Raw genomic sequence first — 19,550 nt, forward strand, 5'->3', positions numbered from 1 at the left:
GCATGAAAAACGGGCGCCCTAAGGCGCCCGCAAGTGTCGTTTTGTGCTGTCAAAGCAAGCGAATCAGGCCTTCGGCCACTCGCGAACATCGACGAAACGGCCGGCAATCGCAGCCGCTGCCGCCATGGCCGGAGAGACGAGGTGCGTACGGCCCTTGAAGCCCTGACGGCCTTCGAAGTTGCGGTTGGAGGTGGAGGCGCAACGCTCACCGGGAGCAAGCTTGTCGGCGTTCATGGCAAGGCACATGGAGCAGCCCGGCTCGCGCCATTCAAAGCCCGCTTCGATGAAGATCTTGTCGAGACCTTCCGCCTCGGCCTGCGCCTTCACGAGACCGGAGCCCGGCACCACCATCGCGCTGACGCGCTCGGCAACCTTCTGGCCTTTTGCAATCTCCGCCGCGGCGCGCAGATCCTCGATGCGACCGTTGGTGCAGGATCCGATGAAAACACGATCAATCTCGATGTCGGTCATCTTCGTGCCTGGCGTCAGGCCCATATAGTCGAGCGCGCGATGCTTGGAGGTGCGGCGGCCCTCATCCTGGATGTCGTCCGGGTTCGGCACGACGCCGGTGATGGACACAACGTCTTCCGGCGACGAGCCCCAGGTGACGGTGGGCGGCAAGTTGGCCGCATCCAGATGCACCTCCCGGTCGAACTTGGCGTCCGGGTCGGAATAGAGCGTTTCCCAATAGGCCTTGGCCATGTCCCAGGCCTGACCCGTGGGGGCCTTCGGGCGACCCTTGATATAGGCGTAGGTGGCCTCGTCCGGCGCGATCAGACCGGCGCGGGCGCCCGCCTCGATGGACATGTTGCAGACCGTCATGCGGCCTTCCATGGACAGCGCGCGAATGGCTTCGCCCGCATATTCCATCACATGGCCGGTGCCGCCGGCGGTGCCGATCTCGCCGATGATGGCGAGGATGATGTCCTTGGCGGTCACGCCGTCCGGCAGCTTGCCGTCGACGGTAATCCGCATGTTCTTCGCCTTTTTCTGGATCAGCGTCTGGGTGGCGAGAACATGTTCCACCTCCGAGGTGCCGATGCCGTGGGCGAGCGCGCCGAAAGCGCCATGCGTGGAGGTGTGGCTGTCACCGCACACGATGGTCATGCCCGGCAGGGTGAACCCCTGTTCGGGACCGACAATGTGGACGACGCCCTGACGGCGGTCGGTCTCCGAATAGTACTCGACGCCGAATTCCTTGGCGTTGTCGGCCAGCGTCTGGACCTGCAGCGCGGATTCCGGATCGTCGATGCCGTGCGAGCGGTCGGTGGTCGGCACGTTGTGGTCGACGACGGCGAGCGTACGGCCCGGCGCGTGGACTTCGCGACCGGTCATGCGCAGGCCCTCAAAGGCCTGCGGCGAGGTCACTTCATGGACGAGATGGCGGTCGATATAGAGCAGGCCCGTTCCGTCTTCCTGCATATCGACCAAGTGGTCGTCCCAGATCTTGTCATACAGCGTCTTGGCTTCACTCATGGGTCTTTCTCTCCCGGAAAATTCTGAATGCACGGCATCCACTGGCAGCGCGGTTCGGGCCGCGGCGCTGATGAAAAGGCGCAGCCCGGCAAAAAGTCAGCCGATAAGGATGCCGTTGGAGACGTTGAGAAGGGCGTGAAAACGCCAGGGCAGGCGTGCGTGATCGTGAAACAGGGCGAATGCCGACGGCGCACACGCACCCGGGCAGGCGCATTGGCTCGCCCGCCTCGCATTCAAGCTCTGTGTCATGACCCGGTTCATGGGGCTGCCCATTTGAGATACTGGCGGGCAATATGACTGTCCGGCGCAGCAGTTTCAAGGATAACCGCGTGTCTGTGGCCCGCTGCGCAAGGCTGGCGCGCCAAAGCTTCAGGCGGTGAGCGAGCGCATCATGCGTCTCGCCAAAAACAAAGCGCCCGCGCCTCGGGTGAGGGCGGGCGCTGGTGCGAACCGGGCCGTGGCCCGGCTCAAACCTCAAACGGCGCTTATTCCGCGCTCGTCTCTTCCGCAGCGGCCTTCTTCGCAGCTTCGGCGGCAGCCTTGGCTTCGATAGCGGCGTTGCGCTGCTCTTCGTTCAGGCGCTTGGCGCGAACGTTGGTGGCTTCCGCGATGCGGGCGGACTTGCCGCGGCGGCCGCGCAGGTAATAGAGCTTGGCGCGGCGGACCTTACCGCGGCGCACGACCTCGACGCCCTCGACGAGCGGCGAGTAGATGGGGAAGACACGCTCGACGCCTTCGCCATAGGAAATCTTGCGGACCGTGAAGCTCTCGTTCAGGCCGGCGCCGGAACGGGCGATGCAGACGCCTTCATAGGCCTGCACACGGGTGCGCGTACCTTCGGTAACGCGGACATTCACGCGGATCGTGTCGCCGGGGGAAAACGCCGGGATCTGGCGCTTTTCGGCGATCTCCGCCATCTGCTCGGCATCGAGCTGTTCAATGATGTTCATGACAAGTCTCTCGTTCTTCGTGTCACGATAGGATTGGCCCCCAACGTGAGAACACGGCGGGGCTCAAGGCGCGTCGTATACAGGAGCTTTGTGCCAAAGTCATGCGGTTTTTCGCGGAAAACCGCCTAGAGCAGCGCTTTTCGAATGGCGTTGGCGAGCAGCTCGTCATCCAGTGCGCCATGAAGCAGCGCGCGGTCGTCGGAAAGGCGGATTTCCGATGGCTGATGCAGGGCATCCGAAAACCCGTAATGAACATGGGCCTGCCTGCCGTCCACCTCCAGCGGCTGGGGATCCTCCAATGTCGTCAACCCATTGAAACAGATGGAATGCAGGGTATCCAGATCATCCTGAACGATGTTGTCCCCGCTGGAATGAAAGTGGTTCCTGAGGGCGAGGGCGAGGGCAATGGAATCGACGAATTTCTCCAGGAATGCACGGGAAAAACCGGGGAAGTCCGGGGCGTCGTGAATGATGGGCATCGCAGTATCCTTGAGAAAAATGTCCTTTGCCGATGCCGGGGAAAACGCCTTGGCATGGGCGAAAGCGCCTTGTCAGAGCATCATGGGCGCAAAAGGATAAGAAAATTCTCTCAAGATCCCGTGTCTTGGCGGACCGGGCAGGCTCTATTTGCGTTTCTTGCCGGTTTGAGGGGGTGCGTAATTCTGCCACAGGTCCGGGCGGCGCTGCCGGGTCAGATGCTGAGCCTTTTCCAGCCGCCACTTGGCAATTCGGCCGTGGTCGCCGGAAAGGAGAATGTCCGGGATTGGCCGATCCTCCCAGACTTGCGGCCTCGTATAATGAGGGTGTTCCAGAAGGCCCGTCTCGAAGCTCTCCGTCTCGCCGGATTCCGCATTGCCCATCACACCGGGCAAGAGGCGCACGATCGCATCCAGCAACACCATCGCACCGAGTTCGCCGCCGGACAGGATGTAGTCTCCGATGGAGACCTCTTCCAATCCGCGCGCCTCGATCACCCGCTCGTCCACGCCCTCAAACCGTCCGCACAGAATGACCGCTCCTTCCCCCGCGCCCAGTTCGCGCACACGCGTCTGGTCAAGGGGCTTGCCGCGGGGGCTCATCAGGAGGCGGGGGCGGGTGTCGCCATCCGGGCAGGCGGCATCGATTGCCGCGGCCACGATGTCGGGCTTGAGCACCATTCCGGCGCCACCTCCGGCGGGCGTGTCGTCGACCGTGCGGTGACGGTCGGTCGCCACATCGCGGATGTTGCGGGCCTCAAGCGACCAGGCGCCATTTTCCAGCGCCCTTCCGGCCAGGCTGAGACCAAGAGGTCCGGGGAACATTTCCGGATAGAGGGTGAGGACGGTTGCGCGGAACATGGCTCAGGCAGGTTCCCCTTCGTCGGTCTCATAAGCGCGCAGATTGCGCGCATAGGCTCCGAGTTCTTCAAGGGCTTCCCGCCACACCTTCATGTGCTGGGTCTTGAAATGGGCGGCCAGCGTCTCGCGGTTCTCCCATTCCTCGTAGACCCGGATGAGGCCGGGGTCTTCCGCGTCATGGGCGTAGGAATAGACGCGGCAACCGGGCTCGGCTCGCGTTGCGGCCAGCATTGCCGATGCGTGGCAACGCCAGTCTTCGATCCGTTCCGGATCCATGCGAAACGTGCCGGATACGATGATCATGACGCAGGCGTTCCCGCATCGTCCGCCGCTTCATCGCCCTGCATGCCATCCTGCGGCTCCGGCTCCCCGGGGGCGAAAAGGCCTTCGGGCGGGACGGCGAGGATGCGTCCGTTCGCCAGATCGATTTCCGGCACGGCCTCGCGCGTGAAGGGCAGAAAGAAGCTGGTGGCACCGATGGGGCGGATTTCCAGAAGATCGCCTGCGCCGAAATTCGCGATGGTCGCGACCTTGCCGAGAAGCTCACCACTTTCGTCATAGACCGGCAGCCCGATGAGGTCGGCGTGGTAGAAGTCGTCCTCGTCCGGCTCGGGGAGCCTTTCGCGCGCCACATAGAGCTTCGTGCGCGTCAGGGCTTCGGCAGCGTTGCGATCATTCACGCCCTTGAAGCGGACGATCAGCATGTGCTTTTGCGGGCGCAATGACAGGATCTCGAAGCTGCGGGATCCGTCTTCGGTCTCCAGCGGCCCATAGTCCGCCAAAGCCATCGGATCGTCACCGTGAGGCTTGACCCGGACTTCGCCGCGAATGCCGTGGGCAGCACCGATCTCGGCCATCAGGACACGGTCGGAAGAGGCCATGGGCTGTGTTTTCCCGTTCAAGGCAACAACGCCCGCGCCGGTCGAATGCCGGACGCGGGCGCCGTCTCAAATCGTGCAGTTATGAAGAGCCGCTTAGCTGGCGGCAGCTTCCTCACCACCCTCTTCGGCCGGAGCCGCGGCGGCTTCGGCAGCAGCGGCAGCCGCTTCTTCCTCGGCCTGACGCTTGGCTTCGAGACGCTCCTGCGCCTTCTTGCCCGGCAGGGCCTTCTTCGGGTTGTTGCGGGCCGGACGCTTGGCAAGGCCGGCAGCATCAAGGAAGCGCAGGACGCGATCGGTCGGCTGTGCGCCGTTGTCCAGCCAATGCTGGATGCGCTCGGTCACCAGCACGACGCGCTCCGGGGAATCCTTCGGCAGCAGCGGGTTGTAGGAACCAACCTTTTCCAGGAAACGGCCATCGCGCGGGGAGCGCGCGTCGGCAATGACGATACGGTAGTAGGGGCGCTTCTTGGAGCCACCACGGGCGAGGCGGATTTTGAGGGCCATGGATATCAGTCCTTCTTGAGATCGTTATCTGTGTCTTGTTTCGGTATTCACGTGCCGCCCTGTCACGATCGATCGCGACAGGGCGGAATTTCCAAATCGGGCTATTTCTTCTTTCCGATGCCGGGAAGGCCGGGAAAGCCGCCTCCGGGCATGCCAGGCAGCCCGCCGGGAGGCAGGCTTGGCATGCCGCCGGGGCCGCCCATCTGCTTTGCCAGGCGCTCCATCTCGGCCGGATCCATCTGGGGCATGCCGCCGCCGCCCATCATCCCGCCGAGCGCGCCCATCATGCCGCCCTTCTTCTTGCCGACGGCCTTCATCATGTCGGCCATCTGGCGGTGCATCTTCAGCAGCTTGTTGACGTCCTGCACCTGGGTGCCGGAGCCTGCCGCGATGCGCTTCTTGCGGCTGGCATTGAGCAGCTTCGGGGCCTGACGCTCCTTCTTGGTCATTGAGGAGATGATGGCGCGCTGCCGCTTGAGGACGCTGTCATCAAGATTGGCGGCGTCGAGCTGCTTCTTCATCTTGCCGATGCCGGGCAGCATGCCGAGCATGCCGGACATACCGCCGAGCTTTTCCATCTGCTGGAGCTGGTCGGACAGGTCGTCGAGGTCGAATTCGCCCTTCTTGAACTTCTTCGCCATCTTCGCGGCTTTTTCCGCGTCGATGGCCTCGGAAGCCTTTTCCACCAGCGAGACGATGTCGCCCATGCCGAGGATACGGTCGGCGATCCGGCCGGGGTGAAACTCTTCCAGCGCGTCGGACTTTTCGCCCGTACCCACAAGCTTGACCGGCTTGCCGGTGACAGCACGCATGGAGAGGGCCGCGCCGCCGCGCCCGTCGCCGTCCATACGGGTCAGCACGATGCCGGTGATGCCGACGCGTTCGTCGAAGCTGCGCGCAAGGTTCACGGCGTCCTGACCCGTCAGGCTGTCGGCCACCAGCAGGATTTCGTGCGGCTTGGCGATCTGCTTGATCTCGGCCATCTCCACCATCAACGGTTCGTCGATGTGGGTGCGGCCGGCGGTATCGAAGATCACGACATCATAGCCACCGAGGCGGGCGGCGGTTTCGGCGCGCCGGGCAATCTCGGTCGGCGACTGACCTGCAATGATCGGCAGGGTGTCGATGCCGTTCTGCTCGCCCAGAACCTTCAGCTGTTCCTGGGCGGCGGGACGGCGGGTGTCGAGCGAGGCCATCAGGACCTTGCGCTTCTCACGGTTGGTCAACCGGAGCGCGATCTTGCCCGAAGTCGTCGTCTTACCTGAACCTTGAAGGCCGACCATCATGATGGCGACCGGAGCCGCGGCATTCAGATCGATGGGAGCGGCTTCGGAGCCCAGCATTTCCACGAGCTGATCGTGGACGATCTTGACCACCATCTGGCCCGGGGTGACGGATTTCACCACTTCGTGGCCGATGGCGCGGTTGCGGACCTTGTCGGTGAAGGAGCGGACAACATCGAGCGAGACATCGGCTTCGATCAGCGCGCGGCGAACTTCGCGCAGCGCCGTTGTCACGTCCGCATCGCTCAGCGCGCCGCGGCGTGTCAGGGTGTCGAAGATACCGCTCAGGCGGTCTGACAGGCTCTCGAACATATCCGTCTCAAGTCTTTGTCTGGTCGATCGCTCTTCAATGGCACGCTGTGTTTCGCGTGAGGTCCGTCAAAGAGCCGGTCGGCTGTTTCAGGAAGGCGGGAGGCCCGCATGCCTGAATGTGGTTCCCTGGAAGAGACCTGCAACCAGCCACGGGGTTTTCGCCGCAAGTGCGTGTCCGACGATCCGGGCATTTCCCGGACGCGACAATGCACAAACGACGACGACATCCGCGGGCGAAACTCGCTGGCGGATGTTGACCTCCGGGCTCTGTTTATACCTGAGCGGGCCCCGGTCGGCTGGTCGAATTGTCTCTCCATGTGAGGAGTTGCGCGGAAAATACGGGCAGGGCGGCCCGGAGTCAAGCCAAAGGGCGGGGTGAGGGACACGGCGCGGGGCGCGCGCCGGATCCCCGTGTGTTTCCTTGCCGCGCCCGTCAATTTCTCGCGTCCCGGGCCATCATATGTCGAAACGGGCGGGCGGGGAGACTGAAGGGGCCGAAACAGAGGGGGCGTTTCATCTGAATCTGTACGGACAACGCGCATGAAGAGAAAGATGAAAACCGACCTCATAGATAAGATCGCAAACTATCGTCCTTATGACGTTGCTCGGTAATACTTCTTAAGGTTCTTGTGTCAGCCTCGCGATGAATTGCGTGAGCGTGCTGTTGCGCTCCGTGCTTGGAACGCTGGCAGTCTTGCAGGATTTCTGCCGGATTTATCTTTAAAACCGCACCCGACCTTTCTTTGGGAAAGACGGGCCGCCGAAAGCAGCAGGTTTGTTCGATGTCGCTCGTCGTAATCGTTGACGATCAACCGATCAACCGACCAACCGGCAGATCTTCACCCGAATTGCCGCCTCGATCGAGGCGGGAACCGAGGTGAAGGCTTTTGCCGACCCGCGCCTGGCGCTGGAATGGCTGGGCGAGAATACGCCCGATTTGCTTATCACCGACTACAACATGCCGCACATGGACGGGGCGGAGTTCATTTCGGCCATGCGTCGGATCTCCGCTCTTGTCGACGTGCCGGTCATCGTCATCACCGTTTTCGAAGATCGTGCCTACCGGATCGCCGCGCTCGATGCGGGCGCGACCGATTTCCTGCAAAGCCCGGTCGATCATCGTGAATTCGTGACGCGGGCACGCAATCTGCTGAAATTGCGTCAACAGCAGCTTCTGTTGGCGGACAGGGCGAACAATCTGGAACGGGAGCTGGAAGTCAGCGAGCAGGAACTGGCGCGCACCATCCGCGACAGCCGCGATCAGCTGGCCCAGGTCATCGACACTGTGCCCGCGTTGATCAGCGCAACCGATTGCGACGGCAAGTTTCTCTTCGTGAACGCCTATCACAGCAAGGTCACCGGTCTCGATCCGGAACGCGTGGTCGGCCACGATTCGTCCCATGTGCTGGGCGAAGAGGCTGCCAGCCGCAACAAGGCGCTGGACCGCATGGTCCTGACCAGCGGCAAGCCGCTCAACTCCTATGAGGAAGAACTCAACGACGCGCAGGGCAAGCGGCGGGTGTTCCTGACCACCAAGTCGCCGCTCAAGGACCAGAGCAACACGATTACCGGCATCCTGACCTCCTCGCTCGACATCACCGATCGCAAGGCGGCCGAAAACCATCTCCAGCATATCGCGCGTCATGATGCGCTGACGGGGCTTCCCAACCGCACGTTGATCCGCGATCAGCTGCGCAAGGAAATCGCACGGGCGCGGCGCGGCGATCGCAAGGTCGGTCTGCAGATGCTCGACATCGACCGCTTCAAGAGCGTCAACGACGCGCTCGGCCATTCGGTCGGCGACCGGCTCCTGAAGGCGATCGCGCAGCGTTTGCGCGTGACGGTTCGCGAAGGCGACATGGTCGCCCGGCTCGGCGGAGACGAATTCGCCATTCTGATGGGCGACGTGAAAGGGCCGTCGGAGACCACGCAACTGGCCGAAAAGATCATCGACGTAATCGGCCAGCCCTTGTTCTTTGAGGGGCACGAAATCAACCCGACCGCCTCGATTGGCATTTCCATGCATCCCGATGACGGCGGGGATGTGGATTCGCTCATGAAGAGCGCGGATCTCGCGATGTACCGGGCCAAGTCGAATGGCGGCAACGGATACGAGTTTTCCTCCGCGGGGATGGCCGACCGGGCACGCGATGCGATCGTGCTGGAGGCCGACCTGCGCCGCGCGCTTCAGCGCGAGGAATTCCGGCTTTTCTACCAGCCGCAGGTCGATCTGGCGACGGGAGAGATCGTCGGCGCGGAGGCGCTCTTGCGCTGGCAACACCCGACAAAGGGCCTGATCTCGCCCGGTGTGTTCCTGCCGCTGGCCGAGCAGAACGGACAGATTGTTCCGATCAACGAATGGGTGATGCGCGAAGCCTGTCGGCAGGCGATGGCGTGGACCGATGAGGGACTGCCGCCGCTTCGTATTGCGGTCAACCTGTCGCCGGTTCAGTTCCGCAAGCAGAACATGCGCGCGCTGGTGATCGAATTGCTGGAGACCAGCGGCCTTCCGGCGGAGCGGCTCGATCTGGAACTGACGGAAAACATCCTGATGGAAAACTCCGACGTGGTGACCGAGGACCTGCTCTATCTGCAGAAGCTCGGCGTCGGGTTCTCCATCGACGATTTCGGCACCGGCTATTCCTCGCTCGGCTACATCAAGCGGTTCCCGGTCGCCCGGCTCAAGATCGATCAGGGTTTCATTCGCAATCTTGAGACCGATCCCAACGACGCGGCAATCATCAAGGCGATTATCGGTCTTGGAAAGAGCCTCAACCTGTCGGTGACGGCAGAGGGCGTGGAGACCGAGGAGCAGGCCGACTTCCTACGCAAGGAAGGCTGCAACGAGGTCCAGGGCTACTATTTCGGAAGGCCTCAGCCGTCGGAGACGTTCGTCGAGCTGTTCAGGCCCAAAGCCCGGCTCGTCCATTCCGCCTGAGGAGAAACGCGCTTTCACACCGTGTTGTTGGTGGGGGAGCTGAGGATACGAGTAGCATGTCTTCGGATCGCAGAAAATTCGACAGGCGCACAGCCGGCGTTGCAATCGTGTGTTGTGCCCGCATGAGGGCCCTGTGGGCGCGATTGCGTTCCAGTGACGATCGCGAACATGAGATGGCCTATAATCGCGTGGCCATCTCCTCGCTGATCGGGCTCTATCTCGCTGCCACCAAGACGCTCTACGATGTCGATCTGACCGGGCCGGTAATCACCAATATTGTCTATGCGGTGGCGTCCTTCGCCCTGCTGGCGCATCTGGTCCATCACCCGAAGCGGCACGAGCCACGCCGGATCGTTGCGATGCTCTGCGATCTGGGGGGCTTGAGCTACGGTCTCTATGTGGGCGGCGAGGCGACCGCCGCGCTTTATCCGATCTACCTGTGGGTCATTCTCGGCAACGGTTTTCGTTTCGGCGTGCGCAGCCTGCGCATCGCGATGGCCATCGGAGTGCCGTGTTTCATCGTCGCGCTGGTGAACTCACCATACTGGATGGCGAATACCGGGATCGCGGTCGGCCTTCTGCTGGGCATCATCGCCCTGCCGCTCTACGCCAGCAAGCTTATCCGGGATCTGTCGCAGGCCAAGAAGGCGGCGGAACAGGCGAGTGAGGCGAAAAGCCAGTTTCTGGCCGCTGTCAGTCATGAGTTTCGGACGCCGCTTCACGGCATCCTCGGCATGACGGACATGCTTCAGCGCACGCGCCTGGACGATGAACAGAAAGACATGGCGGCCACGGTTCGCAACTCCGCCAATTCGCTTCTGACCCTCATCAACGAAGTGCTCGATTTCTCGCGAATCGAGGCCGGGCAGATGCCGAGCACGGCAAATGACTTCGAGCTTTATGACGTGCTCGCCAAGGTGCGTTCCACGGTGGCGGTACAGGCGGAGGCCAAGGGCTTGCGCTTTTCGATCCACATGAGCGCGCGCACCCCCCAACGCCTGAGCGGCGATGCGCGGCATCTGTCCGACATTCTGATCAATCTGGCCGGAAACGCGGTGAAGTTCACCGATAGCGGTTCCGTCGATGTCGCCATCTCGGTGCTGAACAGAGAACCGATCTATGCGCATGAGCGCCTGCGGCTCCGATTTGAGGTGACGGATACGGGCATCGGCATCGCCAAGGAAGCGCAGTCGCGGATCTTCGAGCATTTCAGTCAGGCCGACAACACGATCATCAACCGCTTCGGGGGCACAGGGCTGGGGCTTGCGATCGTTCGGCGCCTGATCGAGTTGCATGGTGGCGCCATCGGGGTTGAAAGCGCGCCGGATTGCGGCAGCACCTTCTGGTTCGAACTGGAGTTCGGGGCAACCAAGAACGAAGCCGTCTGGCTGCCGCGGTTGCGGGACGGGCAGGTCATCGCCCTGAGCGAAGATGTCGGGCTGCAGGATCTTCTGAAGGAGCAGCTCAGCGAATTTGGTGTTGGCGTTTCCCTGACGGACCGGGCGGCCGATCTGGTGGGGTTGATGCGACAGGCGGCGCAGGAGGGGATCCGTCGCTGCATCGTCTTCCTCGACGAGCGGGACCTGGGCGACGATGCGCGCAGCCTGGCCGAGGCGATGGCGGGGCAAGATCCGATGATTGCGCCCACGCTGGTCCTGATCTCGGACAAAATCGACGATATTCCTGCGGATTGGCGGCGCAGCGCATTTGTCACCATTCTTCCGCGAGAGCCGGACCCCGCGCTGGTGCGCCGGGCCTTGCAGATGTCCGTTGTCACGGGGGTCAGCCGCAAGTCCGGCGACGAGAACGCGCCGCTGATCTCAAGTCGCCGGCGCGCGGTTCTGGTTGCTGATGACAATCCGACAAACCAGAAGGTCATCGCCAAGATCCTGGAAAAGGCCGGTCATGATGTGGAGATCGCCGAGAATGGCGAGGTGGCGCTCGATGCGCTGAGCCGACACAGCTTCGACATCGTGTTGATGGACCTCAACATGCCGGTGATGAACGGGATCGAGGCGATGAAGCTCTATGCCTTTGCCTCGCTGGGTCGCAGGGCGGTGCCGGTTGTCGGGCTGACGGCGGATGCGACGCCGAGCGCGCGGGAGCGCTGTCTGGAGGCGGGAATGGTGGAGTGCATCACCAAGCCGGTCGAACCGGCCGTTCTGCTGAGCAAGATGGAGCAGATCATTGCCGACGATGTCGGACATGTGGACTCCATTCCCGATACGGAGGGCGAAAATGTCGCGAGACTTTCGGCGCACCCGAAATTCCGCGCAAGCGGTCGCGCCGTGGTTGACCTGCATACGCTGGAAAACCTCTGGGAGCTTGGCGGGGCCGAATTCGTCGAGGAAGTTGTCGGCGGTTTCGTCAGTGATACGGAAGAGACGTTGAACCAGCTGTCCGCCCTTTGCGAGGAGAGCGATCTGGAGGGCTTCCAGAGCCAGGCGCATGCCATGCGCAGCGGGGCGGCCAATATCGGTGCGCAGGGCATCTACTCGATCTGCTCCCGTCTGGAAGTGATCGACGAGGACGAGTTCATGCGTCACGGCTTTGAACGCCTGCGCGAATTGCAACTGGAGGTCTCCAGTGTGCGCGAGGTGCTCAACGAACGCCTGCGCGACACGAGCCAGTCCAACCTCGGCGATTGAGCGCGCGCTGCGCGCGAGGCCTTCGGTTTTCAGACCCTTGAGAGATCTGGGCGCCTGTTCAGACCGCCTCTGCGGCGTGGGTTTCGACAGCCGACCGACGACGGTCCTGCGCCATGGTGAGGCGCATCATCTTGCGCAGGTCCGGTTCGCTGAGGCGCAAGGCGGTGTCCACCCAGATATCCGTGATGTCGCGCAACTCCTCATAGGTGATCGGATTGACACGCCGACGGGTGCGATAGATTGCGCTGTGGGAATTCTGCCGCTTGGTGTTGCGGCGGATATATTCCTCCGCCGCCAGTCGGCCTTTGCCGTCCTCGGCCAGAATGTCGATGAGCCCGAAGTCGAAAAGCTCCTGCGCGGTGTAGAGTTTGCCGCTCATGATCATGCGTTCCGCCTGCACGCTATCCAGCCGACGGGCGAGGAACGAATAGGCTCCCATGCCGGGAAACATGTTGAACAGGACTTCCGGAAGGCCGAATTTCGCGCCGCGCTCAGCCACGATGATATCGCAGGACAATGCCGCCTCGAAGCCGCCTCCCAGTGCGTCGCCCTGAACGAGCGCGATCGTCACGATGGGCAACTCGTAGTTGACGGCATTGTTGTAGACGACGTCGATGCAGGCGCGGGCATAGGTGGACAGGTGCTTGCGGTTTCCCTGCCGTATGTGATGGGCGAACAGGGCCAGATCTCCGCCCAGATTGAAAATTCCGGGAATTCGGGACCCGACGACGAAATAGCGCATCGGCTCTTCGCCGGAGCGTGCGTGACGGGCAAAGAGCCTGGGAATGGAACCCTGCATGCGGCTCAGGTCGGCCAAAAGTCCGGGCGTATAGCTCGGACGCCCGTCCGGACGCATCATGCACCAATAGGTCTTGGTGCGTGGATCGAGCCGGACGTCGATCTCGTCGTAATGCTCAGCCGCGACGTCCTCTTCCATCGTGCTGCGGGGAAACGCAGCCACGTCCGGAACAGGAACGGCATCTGCGCCGTCAGGACGGTAAGGGGGCGTCATCGGAACCTCACACCCAACATGATCCGGCCCGATCCGGGTCGGTACTGAATATAAACGCGCTGCGCCCCACAGGCGGACCGGTCACGTCACCGAATGGATAATCTTGCCGGTTGGCGCCACACCTCCTGTCCCCATACGCCCTCGGGCGCCGTCGAACAGTCTCCGGCAGTCACGATTTATGGTGCACGAAAGGTTAATAAAAGCAAGTGGGAGTACTTGTTATGAAATCGCAGTGTCTGGTCAAAACATGTGCATACGACTATCTGACGGAAAACCACCTAGAGTTACGTCGTGACGAATATGTTGCAGAGAAGCCGTGGGTAGATCAGAGGTACGACTTTGTCAGAAAAACAGTGTAAGATGTTGTTATTATTAAATTTTAAACGCGTGTTTAGTTTTATTCCGGAAATATCCTTACCCTCGATCTTGCGCGTTTCCAGTGCGGCAGTCGCAGCGATTGGGGTTGATTGGTCCGGTCAAATTCATCGTCAAGGGCGGGGCTTGTGGCCGTGATGACTGATCTTTCCGCGCGTTAACCTTGAATCATTTTTCCCCTCATGATGGTCGGAAGGGAACGCATGCGGGCCTTATGTGGTGAAAGAGGCTGGTGGGGAGGCGCGGGGGGTGACGTGGCAGTGTCTTCTGGCGCATGCGTATAAGAAAGGCTGCTTTGCATTTCTGGTGTTTATCGCAAGCCCTTGAGGATAGTATCATGTTGGATGAGCGGTCTCGTTCGCGGACAGCGCGCCGACGGGGCCTGTCTGGCTTGAATCCTCGATATTTCGGGATGGGTTGACGGTGAAGCCTCCTGGCCGAGGCGCTGAAGGCGGCCGCTTGGCGGGTAATACGTCAAGGGCGCGTCAGGACGGGAGGAGCATTTGCGAACCGTCTCATTCAACCCGCGGTGTCCGGATATCTTGCTCAGGTTCAAAGCCGGGTGGCGGGTGTGCTACGACAGGAGCCAGGATAGAGGGCGAGTTGTGGTCCTGTCCTGACCGACGTCGCAGAACCGCGCGGGGCGAGGGACGTTTGGGGCGGGCGGCCCGGTCGATGATCTGATGCGGGATCAGGCCGAGGATCGGGGCAGACCCGCTCAAGGACATTTTGCCAATGATTGGTAACGGTAGGTGATTATGCAGGTCGCATCCGAGGCAAACGCGGCTTCCGGGCCGGAACATGCCGATGATCTCGTTGTTTACAGGTGTGAATCCGATTGTGTGCGTTTGACGCTGAACCGGCCCGAGCGCGCGAACGCTCTGGTGCCGGCGTTGATTATGCGATTCCGGGATGCACTCGCGAAAGCCGCGTCTCAGTCTCCGCGTGTCTTGATCCTTGATGCGTCCGGCAAGGCCTTTTCGACAGGCACGGACATTTCCGGTCATCTCCAGCATGCCGATGACCCGGACCGGCTGCGCGCCTATGCCGATCAGCTCGTTGGGCATTTGAACGGCGCAATTCTCGACCTCATGGCCTTCCCGGCGCCGGTTGTGACCGCCGTACGCGGGCCAGTGACCGGCGGGTCGATCGGCTTTCTTCTTGCCAGCGACATCGTGGTGATGAGCGAGGGGACCTTTGCGCAGCCCTATTGCGCGGAGATGGGCTTTGCGCCCATCGGTGGATGGACGGCGATCCTGCCCAAGCGAATCGGGGAAGCGCGCGCGCTTGAGATCCAGCTCCTGAACCGGAAAGTGGAAGCGTGGCGGGCCCATGCGCTGGGATTGGTGACGGCGGTTCCCGCGCGCGAGGAATTCAATGCGGAGCTTCGCCAGCAGGTGGAGACATTGCGCGCCAAGGAAACTGGCGCGCTGGTCGCTGCGCGCGCCCTGATCCGGTCTGAGGACAGGCGCCTGGAAATCGCCCGCGGGCTGGAGGCGGAGCGCGTGAAATACGTGGAGCGAATCGCCTTGCCGGAAGTGATCGCGCGGATGCGGGCCTTCTCCGCCGGTTGAAGATCCCGCGCAGCGTCAGGCGGCAACAGCGCCCCGGACGCCCGTCAGTAGGCCCCGCGCAACTGTTCGCGCTCGAACCACGCCACCAGGAAATCGACAAAGGCGCGCACCTTGCCCGACAGGTGCTTGCGATGGGGGTAGACGACCCAGATTGCGGCATCGTTCGACTGATAGTCCTCCAGCATGGAAACCAGTCGTCCGGCTGAGATGTCGTCGCGAACCATGAAATGGGGTGTGCGGGCGAACCCCAGTCCGGCAAGGGCCGCCTGTCTTGCGGCTTCCGCGCTGTTCACCTCCACCCGACCCTTGATCGTGACGGATGTGCGTTCGCCTTCGGGCGTGCGAAAGGCAAGGTTGGCGCGAAAGCGATAATTGGTGTCGATGATACAGGGCAGATCGGCGAGATCGGTCGGCTCCTGGGGCACACCATGGATCGCCAGCAATTGCGGTGAGGCGACGGTCACTTGCCTGAACGGGGCGAGCTTGCGGGCAATCAGGCTCGAATCGGACAGCTCCGTCAGCCGGATGGCGACGTCGAACCCCTCCTCCACCAGATCGACGAATCGGTCTTCCAGTTTCAGATCGACGGAAATGTCCGGGTTCTCGGAGAGAAAGGCCATGACGGCGCGCGAAAGATCGTGATCACCGAAGGCGCGTGAGGCGGAGACGCGCAACAGGCCGCGAGCGGTCTGGCTGGTGTCCTGCATCGCGTTCTGGAGATCGTCGATGCGCTGGAGAATATCCGAAACCTCACGGTAATAGGCCTGGCCAGCTTCGGTGGTGGAGATCTTGCGGGTGGTGCGGTTGAGCAGACGAACGCCGAGTTCGTCCTCCAGCTCGCCGACATATTTCGAAACGAGCGCCTTGGAGCGCCCCATTTCACGGGCAGCAGCGGAAAAACCGCCGGCATCGACCACCTGAATGAAACAACGCATGCGGGTCAGTTGGTCCATGGGTGTTGCTGCGCTCTCCTTGTGTTCCGGCGAATCATCACATCACGCCGACGAAATGCATCCAGAAACCAATACTAACAATGGAGGTGGCCGTCGTCAGGCTGATCGTGTTGGCGGAAAGCGCATGGCCGGTGCCGAAGCTTGCGGCGAAAAGATACCCGTTCACGCCGGTCGGGCAGGCGGCCGTCAGGGTCGCGACCTGCACCCACAGCGCGGGCAGGTGGAACACATAGGTGGTGGAGGCCCAGACCATGGCCGGCATGACGATGACCTTGAGGGCGCTGACCAGGATGGCAGGCGCCACATTGCCGCGGATCCCGTATCGACGCAGGCTCATGCCGAGGGAGAACAGGGCGACGGGAATGGTCGCTCCGGCCAGTTGCCTGAGGACGTTGGCGGGCAATTCGGGGATGGGCTGTCCGGTTAGCCGCCAGGCCACCGCGCAGATGATTCCGATCACGATGGGGTTGGTCAGGAGGTTGTGCGCGATGGCAACCAGCGTCTGGCCGAGGGGAGCCGCAGCCTTCGTTCCGTCCGCGACCGCCGCGCGCTCCATCAGCAACGTGCTGGCGATCGTCATCGATGGCAGATGAACCGACATGATGACGAAAAGCGGCACGAGACCGGCCTCGGAAAAGCTCGTGGAGATAATGGGAATTCCCACAAGCGCGGTGTTGGAGAAGGCGGACACGATCCCCGCAATGACGCAGTAACGCGCCTCACGACGCAGGAGCTTTCGGCTCAGGACGGTCGCAACCGCCCAGACGAGCCCTGCTGCGGAGAAATAGGCTCCCCAAAGCGCCCATGGGGACGCCCCGTTGAAGGACGCCGTTGCCAGTGTGCGAAAGAGCAGAACCGGGATCAGGATCGTGTTCACGAACTTGCTGAGGGCATCTCCGACAGATACGTCGAGCACGCCACTGAACGCAGCCGCATAGCCGACCGCGATCAACAGGAAGATCGGCAAGACGATGGTGAGGATATCGAACGAGAACATCTTGGGCCGGGTCAGTGGGGCTTTGGGAAAGCGCGCCTGTCTTGAGGGTGCCTACTGCACGAACAGCGATTAACAGCCCGGTGCCGTACGCCTGGCGGTTGGGCAAAATGTCCATTTTATCAATTAAATGGATTAGGTCAGAATGTAACACGCGTCAAATAAGGCATACCACGGTGTGTGGCCTCGCAACGAAGGCCTTGCGCTGGTACGATTCGCGCAGATCTCAAATCAGAAAAGGCCGGGCATCCGTGCAAGAGGGCGAAACCGGATCAAACGAAACGACGTTGGCGCCGGAGGACGAAACCAAGACCGCGCTGGCGCTGGCCGTCATTCTGCATGATATCCGCACTCCGCTGGGGGCCGTTTCGGCGACGGCTGACCTGTTGGCCGCAACCGAGCTGGATCAGTACCAGCGCGCCTATGTGGATACACTGCAGCAGGCCGCCGCCGCTTTGAACCAGCTGACGACGGAACTGCTCGATCAGGCGGGCGAGGTTCCACCGGAGCCGACCGGGCTGCTGGTGTGGAACCCTGCAGAAGCGCTCACGGGTCTGGCAGCATTGTTCCGCCCCCTTGCAGACGAACGCAATGTGGAGCTGAAGCTGACCCTTGCCGATGGGCTCGACGGACCTGCGACGGGAGATCCGCATGCCGTGCGCCGGATTCTCACCAATCTCATCGACAATGCGATCAAGTTCACCGGAAAGCCGCGCGGCGAACCGGGGGGCGGCAAGGCGGGGGGCAGGCGGCCCGATGGCCGCAAGCCGCATGTGAAGGTGAATGCGCGCTATCTGGGCGACGAAGAGCGCCATCTTCTGGTGACGGTCTGCGATGAGGGGCCAGGGATTGACCCGCAGGAGCTTTCGACGCTTTTCCTGCCCTACCGGCAGGGTGCGTCCGGACAGCGCCTGCGGAGCGGATCGGGGCTGGGGCTCTGGATCTCCAGGACGCTGGCGCAGCGCCTCGGCGGTCGCCTCGACGTCGAGAGCGACTACGGCCATGGCACGACCTTCACGCTGGAGGTGCCTTGTGTGCCTGTCGGGGATCTCGTCAAGGACGCGGACGCGATTGCAGATGATGACGTGGCGCCGGAGCTGGTCAGGCTCAAGGTCCTGGTGGTCGACGACAATTCGGTCAACCGGCTCCTGATCACGACCTTTCTCGATTCCTTCGGCATGTCCTTCAAGGCGGTCGACAGCGGTGCTGCGGCGCTTGAGGCTGCCGGTCAGGAGGCTTTCGATGTCGTGATCATGGACCTTCAGATGCCCGGCATGGACGGCATCGAGGCGGCCATGCGGCTGCGCGAAAGAACGGAAGACGGCGATATTCCGATCGTTGCGTTGACGGCGGGTATGCGGCCTGCCGACACAGCCCGCAGCCGCAAGGCGGGCTTTTGCTGCGTTCTCGGCAAGCCCTTCGCTCCGGCGGATCTGTTCAAGGCGTTGACGGCAGCGGCGGCGTCACGGGCAGGGAAACAGCCCGCAGGCTGACGCGCCCTTAGCGTGTCAGCGTGGCTGCAATGCGCAGCGCGAAGGCGCCCATGATCCCGGCAAAGGTCCAGTCCATTACCCGCATGGCGCGCGGCGAGCGCTTGAGAGCCGCGGAGAACCTTTCCGAAAGCGCGATGATCGTGATCGTGAAGGGCAGGGACAGCACCACGAAATAGAGACCCAGAAAGACAAGCTGACTGCGGGCGTTTTCATCGTGGGCATTCACGAACTGGGGCAGGAAGGTCACGAAGAACAGCACGATTTTCGGGTTGAGCAGGTTGATGCCGAGGCCCGTTGCCCATGACCGCGCAAGTCCCCCGCTTGACGTGGTGTCTGCCGTCTCAAGGGTCAGGGCCGAGCCATGGCGCAGCGTCTGGAAGGCCAGCCAGGCCAGATAGACCGCACCGGCGATGGTGACGAGCCGGAACGCCGTGGCCGAGGCTGCCAGAAGGGCGGAGAGGCCATAGGCCGCCAGCAAGGTGTGAATGATCAGCCCCGTCGAGGCCCCCGCAAGAGCGGCAAAGCCAGAGCGCCGACCGTGAATGAGCGCGCGGCTCAAAAACAGCGTCATGTCGGGTCCCGGCGTCAGCGTCAGGGTGATCGCGGCAGCCGAAAAGGCAAGCAGAACGGTCGTGTCGGGAAGAAAGTCCATGGGGGCGCCCGCCCTTCTTTCACGATTTTCCAGGATATTTGCGGAAGCGGAACATACGCTCCACCGACAGGCGGTGCAACGCGGCTGTGATCGTGGGCGAGGGCTCTCAGGCGCGCCCGAGAAAGCAAAAAGGCCCGGGCTTGAGAGCCCGGGCCAGGTGATCGAACG

Annotated in this window: 16 protein-coding genes; 4 read left to right on the forward strand and 12 right to left on the reverse strand. The window is 62.3% G+C overall.

Annotated features, from left to right (window positions below):
- Positions 1–63: 63 nt before the first annotated feature.
- From leuC to ffh, 8 genes are all read right to left on the reverse strand, one after another.
- Complete coding sequence (gene leuC, locus ABGM93_RS15315) at positions 64–1,476, reverse strand: 3-isopropylmalate dehydratase large subunit (protein ID WP_321500972.1); 1,413 nt, start codon at positions 1,474–1,476, stop codon at positions 64–66.
- A gap of 485 nt (positions 1,477–1,961) precedes the next feature.
- Positions 1,962–2,426: a 50S ribosomal protein L19 gene (rplS, locus tag ABGM93_RS15320; RefSeq protein WP_319774520.1), complete on the reverse strand. Its 465-nt coding sequence runs from the start codon at positions 2,424–2,426 to the stop codon at positions 1,962–1,964.
- 125 nt (positions 2,427–2,551) lie between these two features.
- Positions 2,552–2,905, reverse strand: coding sequence for a hypothetical protein (locus tag ABGM93_RS15325; protein ID WP_321500975.1), 354 nt, complete (start codon positions 2,903–2,905; stop codon positions 2,552–2,554).
- A gap of 144 nt (positions 2,906–3,049) precedes the next feature.
- Positions 3,050–3,763, reverse strand: coding sequence for a tRNA (guanosine(37)-N1)-methyltransferase TrmD (trmD, locus tag ABGM93_RS15330; protein WP_321500977.1), 714 nt, complete (start codon positions 3,761–3,763; stop codon positions 3,050–3,052).
- 3 nt (positions 3,764–3,766) lie between these two features.
- Positions 3,767–4,066 (reverse strand): putative quinol monooxygenase, encoded by a 300-nt coding sequence (locus ABGM93_RS15335; protein ID WP_321500979.1) that lies wholly within the window; start codon positions 4,064–4,066, stop codon positions 3,767–3,769.
- A complete protein-coding gene (rimM, locus tag ABGM93_RS15340) occupies positions 4,063–4,644 on the reverse strand; it encodes a ribosome maturation factor RimM (RefSeq protein WP_321500981.1) in 582 nt (193 codons plus the stop codon). The genes ABGM93_RS15335 and rimM overlap by 4 nt, the downstream gene beginning before the upstream one ends.
- A gap of 93 nt (positions 4,645–4,737) precedes the next feature.
- Positions 4,738–5,148 (reverse strand): 30S ribosomal protein S16, encoded by a 411-nt coding sequence (gene rpsP, locus ABGM93_RS15345; RefSeq protein ID WP_319774515.1) that lies wholly within the window; start codon positions 5,146–5,148, stop codon positions 4,738–4,740.
- A gap of 101 nt (positions 5,149–5,249) precedes the next feature.
- Positions 5,250–6,743, reverse strand: a complete 1,494-nt coding sequence (gene ffh, locus ABGM93_RS15350; protein ID WP_321334181.1) for a signal recognition particle protein — start codon at positions 6,741–6,743, stop codon at positions 5,250–5,252.
- Positions 6,744–7,602: 859 nt separating this feature from the next.
- Between ffh and ABGM93_RS15355 the strand changes: the two genes are divergently transcribed.
- Both ABGM93_RS15355 and ABGM93_RS15360 read left to right on the forward strand, forming a co-directional pair.
- Positions 7,603–9,681 carry an EAL domain-containing protein gene (locus tag ABGM93_RS15355; protein WP_321505936.1) on the forward strand — a complete coding sequence of 693 codons (2,079 nt, stop codon included), beginning with the start codon at positions 7,603–7,605 and terminating at the stop codon, positions 9,679–9,681.
- 173 nt (positions 9,682–9,854) lie between these two features.
- Positions 9,855–12,329, forward strand: a complete 2,475-nt coding sequence (locus tag ABGM93_RS15360) for an ATP-binding protein (RefSeq protein ID WP_321500984.1) — start codon at positions 9,855–9,857, stop codon at positions 12,327–12,329.
- A 58-nt stretch (positions 12,330–12,387) separates the two neighbouring features.
- On the opposite strand, the gene ABGM93_RS15365 is transcribed toward ABGM93_RS15360, so the two are convergent.
- Positions 12,388–13,341 carry a crotonase/enoyl-CoA hydratase family protein gene (locus tag ABGM93_RS15365; protein WP_321500986.1) on the reverse strand — a complete coding sequence of 318 codons (954 nt, stop codon included), beginning with the start codon at positions 13,339–13,341 and terminating at the stop codon, positions 12,388–12,390.
- A gap of 1,274 nt (positions 13,342–14,615) precedes the next feature.
- Here ABGM93_RS15365 and ABGM93_RS15370 point away from each other — a divergent pair.
- Entirely contained in the window at positions 14,616–15,290 is a 675-nt protein-coding gene (locus ABGM93_RS15370) for an enoyl-CoA hydratase/isomerase family protein (protein WP_321500988.1), read from the forward strand.
- A 44-nt stretch (positions 15,291–15,334) separates the two neighbouring features.
- On the opposite strand, the gene ABGM93_RS15375 is transcribed toward ABGM93_RS15370, so the two are convergent.
- Both ABGM93_RS15375 and ABGM93_RS15380 read right to left on the reverse strand, forming a co-directional pair.
- On the reverse strand, positions 15,335–16,243 hold the full coding sequence (locus ABGM93_RS15375) for a LysR family transcriptional regulator (RefSeq protein ID WP_321500990.1): 909 nt from the start codon (positions 16,241–16,243) through the stop codon (positions 15,335–15,337).
- Positions 16,244–16,280: 37 nt separating this feature from the next.
- Complete coding sequence (locus ABGM93_RS15380) at positions 16,281–17,240, reverse strand: AEC family transporter (protein ID WP_321500992.1); 960 nt, start codon at positions 17,238–17,240, stop codon at positions 16,281–16,283.
- 248 nt (positions 17,241–17,488) lie between these two features.
- On the opposite strand from ABGM93_RS15380, the gene ABGM93_RS15385 reads away from it, so the two are divergent.
- The gene (locus ABGM93_RS15385; protein ID WP_321500994.1) at positions 17,489–18,730 is read left to right on the forward strand and encodes a response regulator; all 1,242 of its coding nucleotides are present in this window, start codon (positions 17,489–17,491) and stop codon (positions 18,728–18,730) included.
- Between the two features lie 7 nt (positions 18,731–18,737).
- Here the strand turns inward: ABGM93_RS15385 and ABGM93_RS15390 are convergent, their stop codons facing one another.
- Positions 18,738–19,382: a LysE family translocator gene (locus ABGM93_RS15390; RefSeq protein WP_321500996.1), complete on the reverse strand. Its 645-nt coding sequence runs from the start codon at positions 19,380–19,382 to the stop codon at positions 18,738–18,740.
- Positions 19,383–19,550: the final 168 nt, after the last annotated feature.

This window comes from Breoghania sp., assembly GCF_963674635.1.
Classification (GTDB): Bacteria; Pseudomonadota; Alphaproteobacteria; order Rhizobiales; family Stappiaceae; genus Breoghania.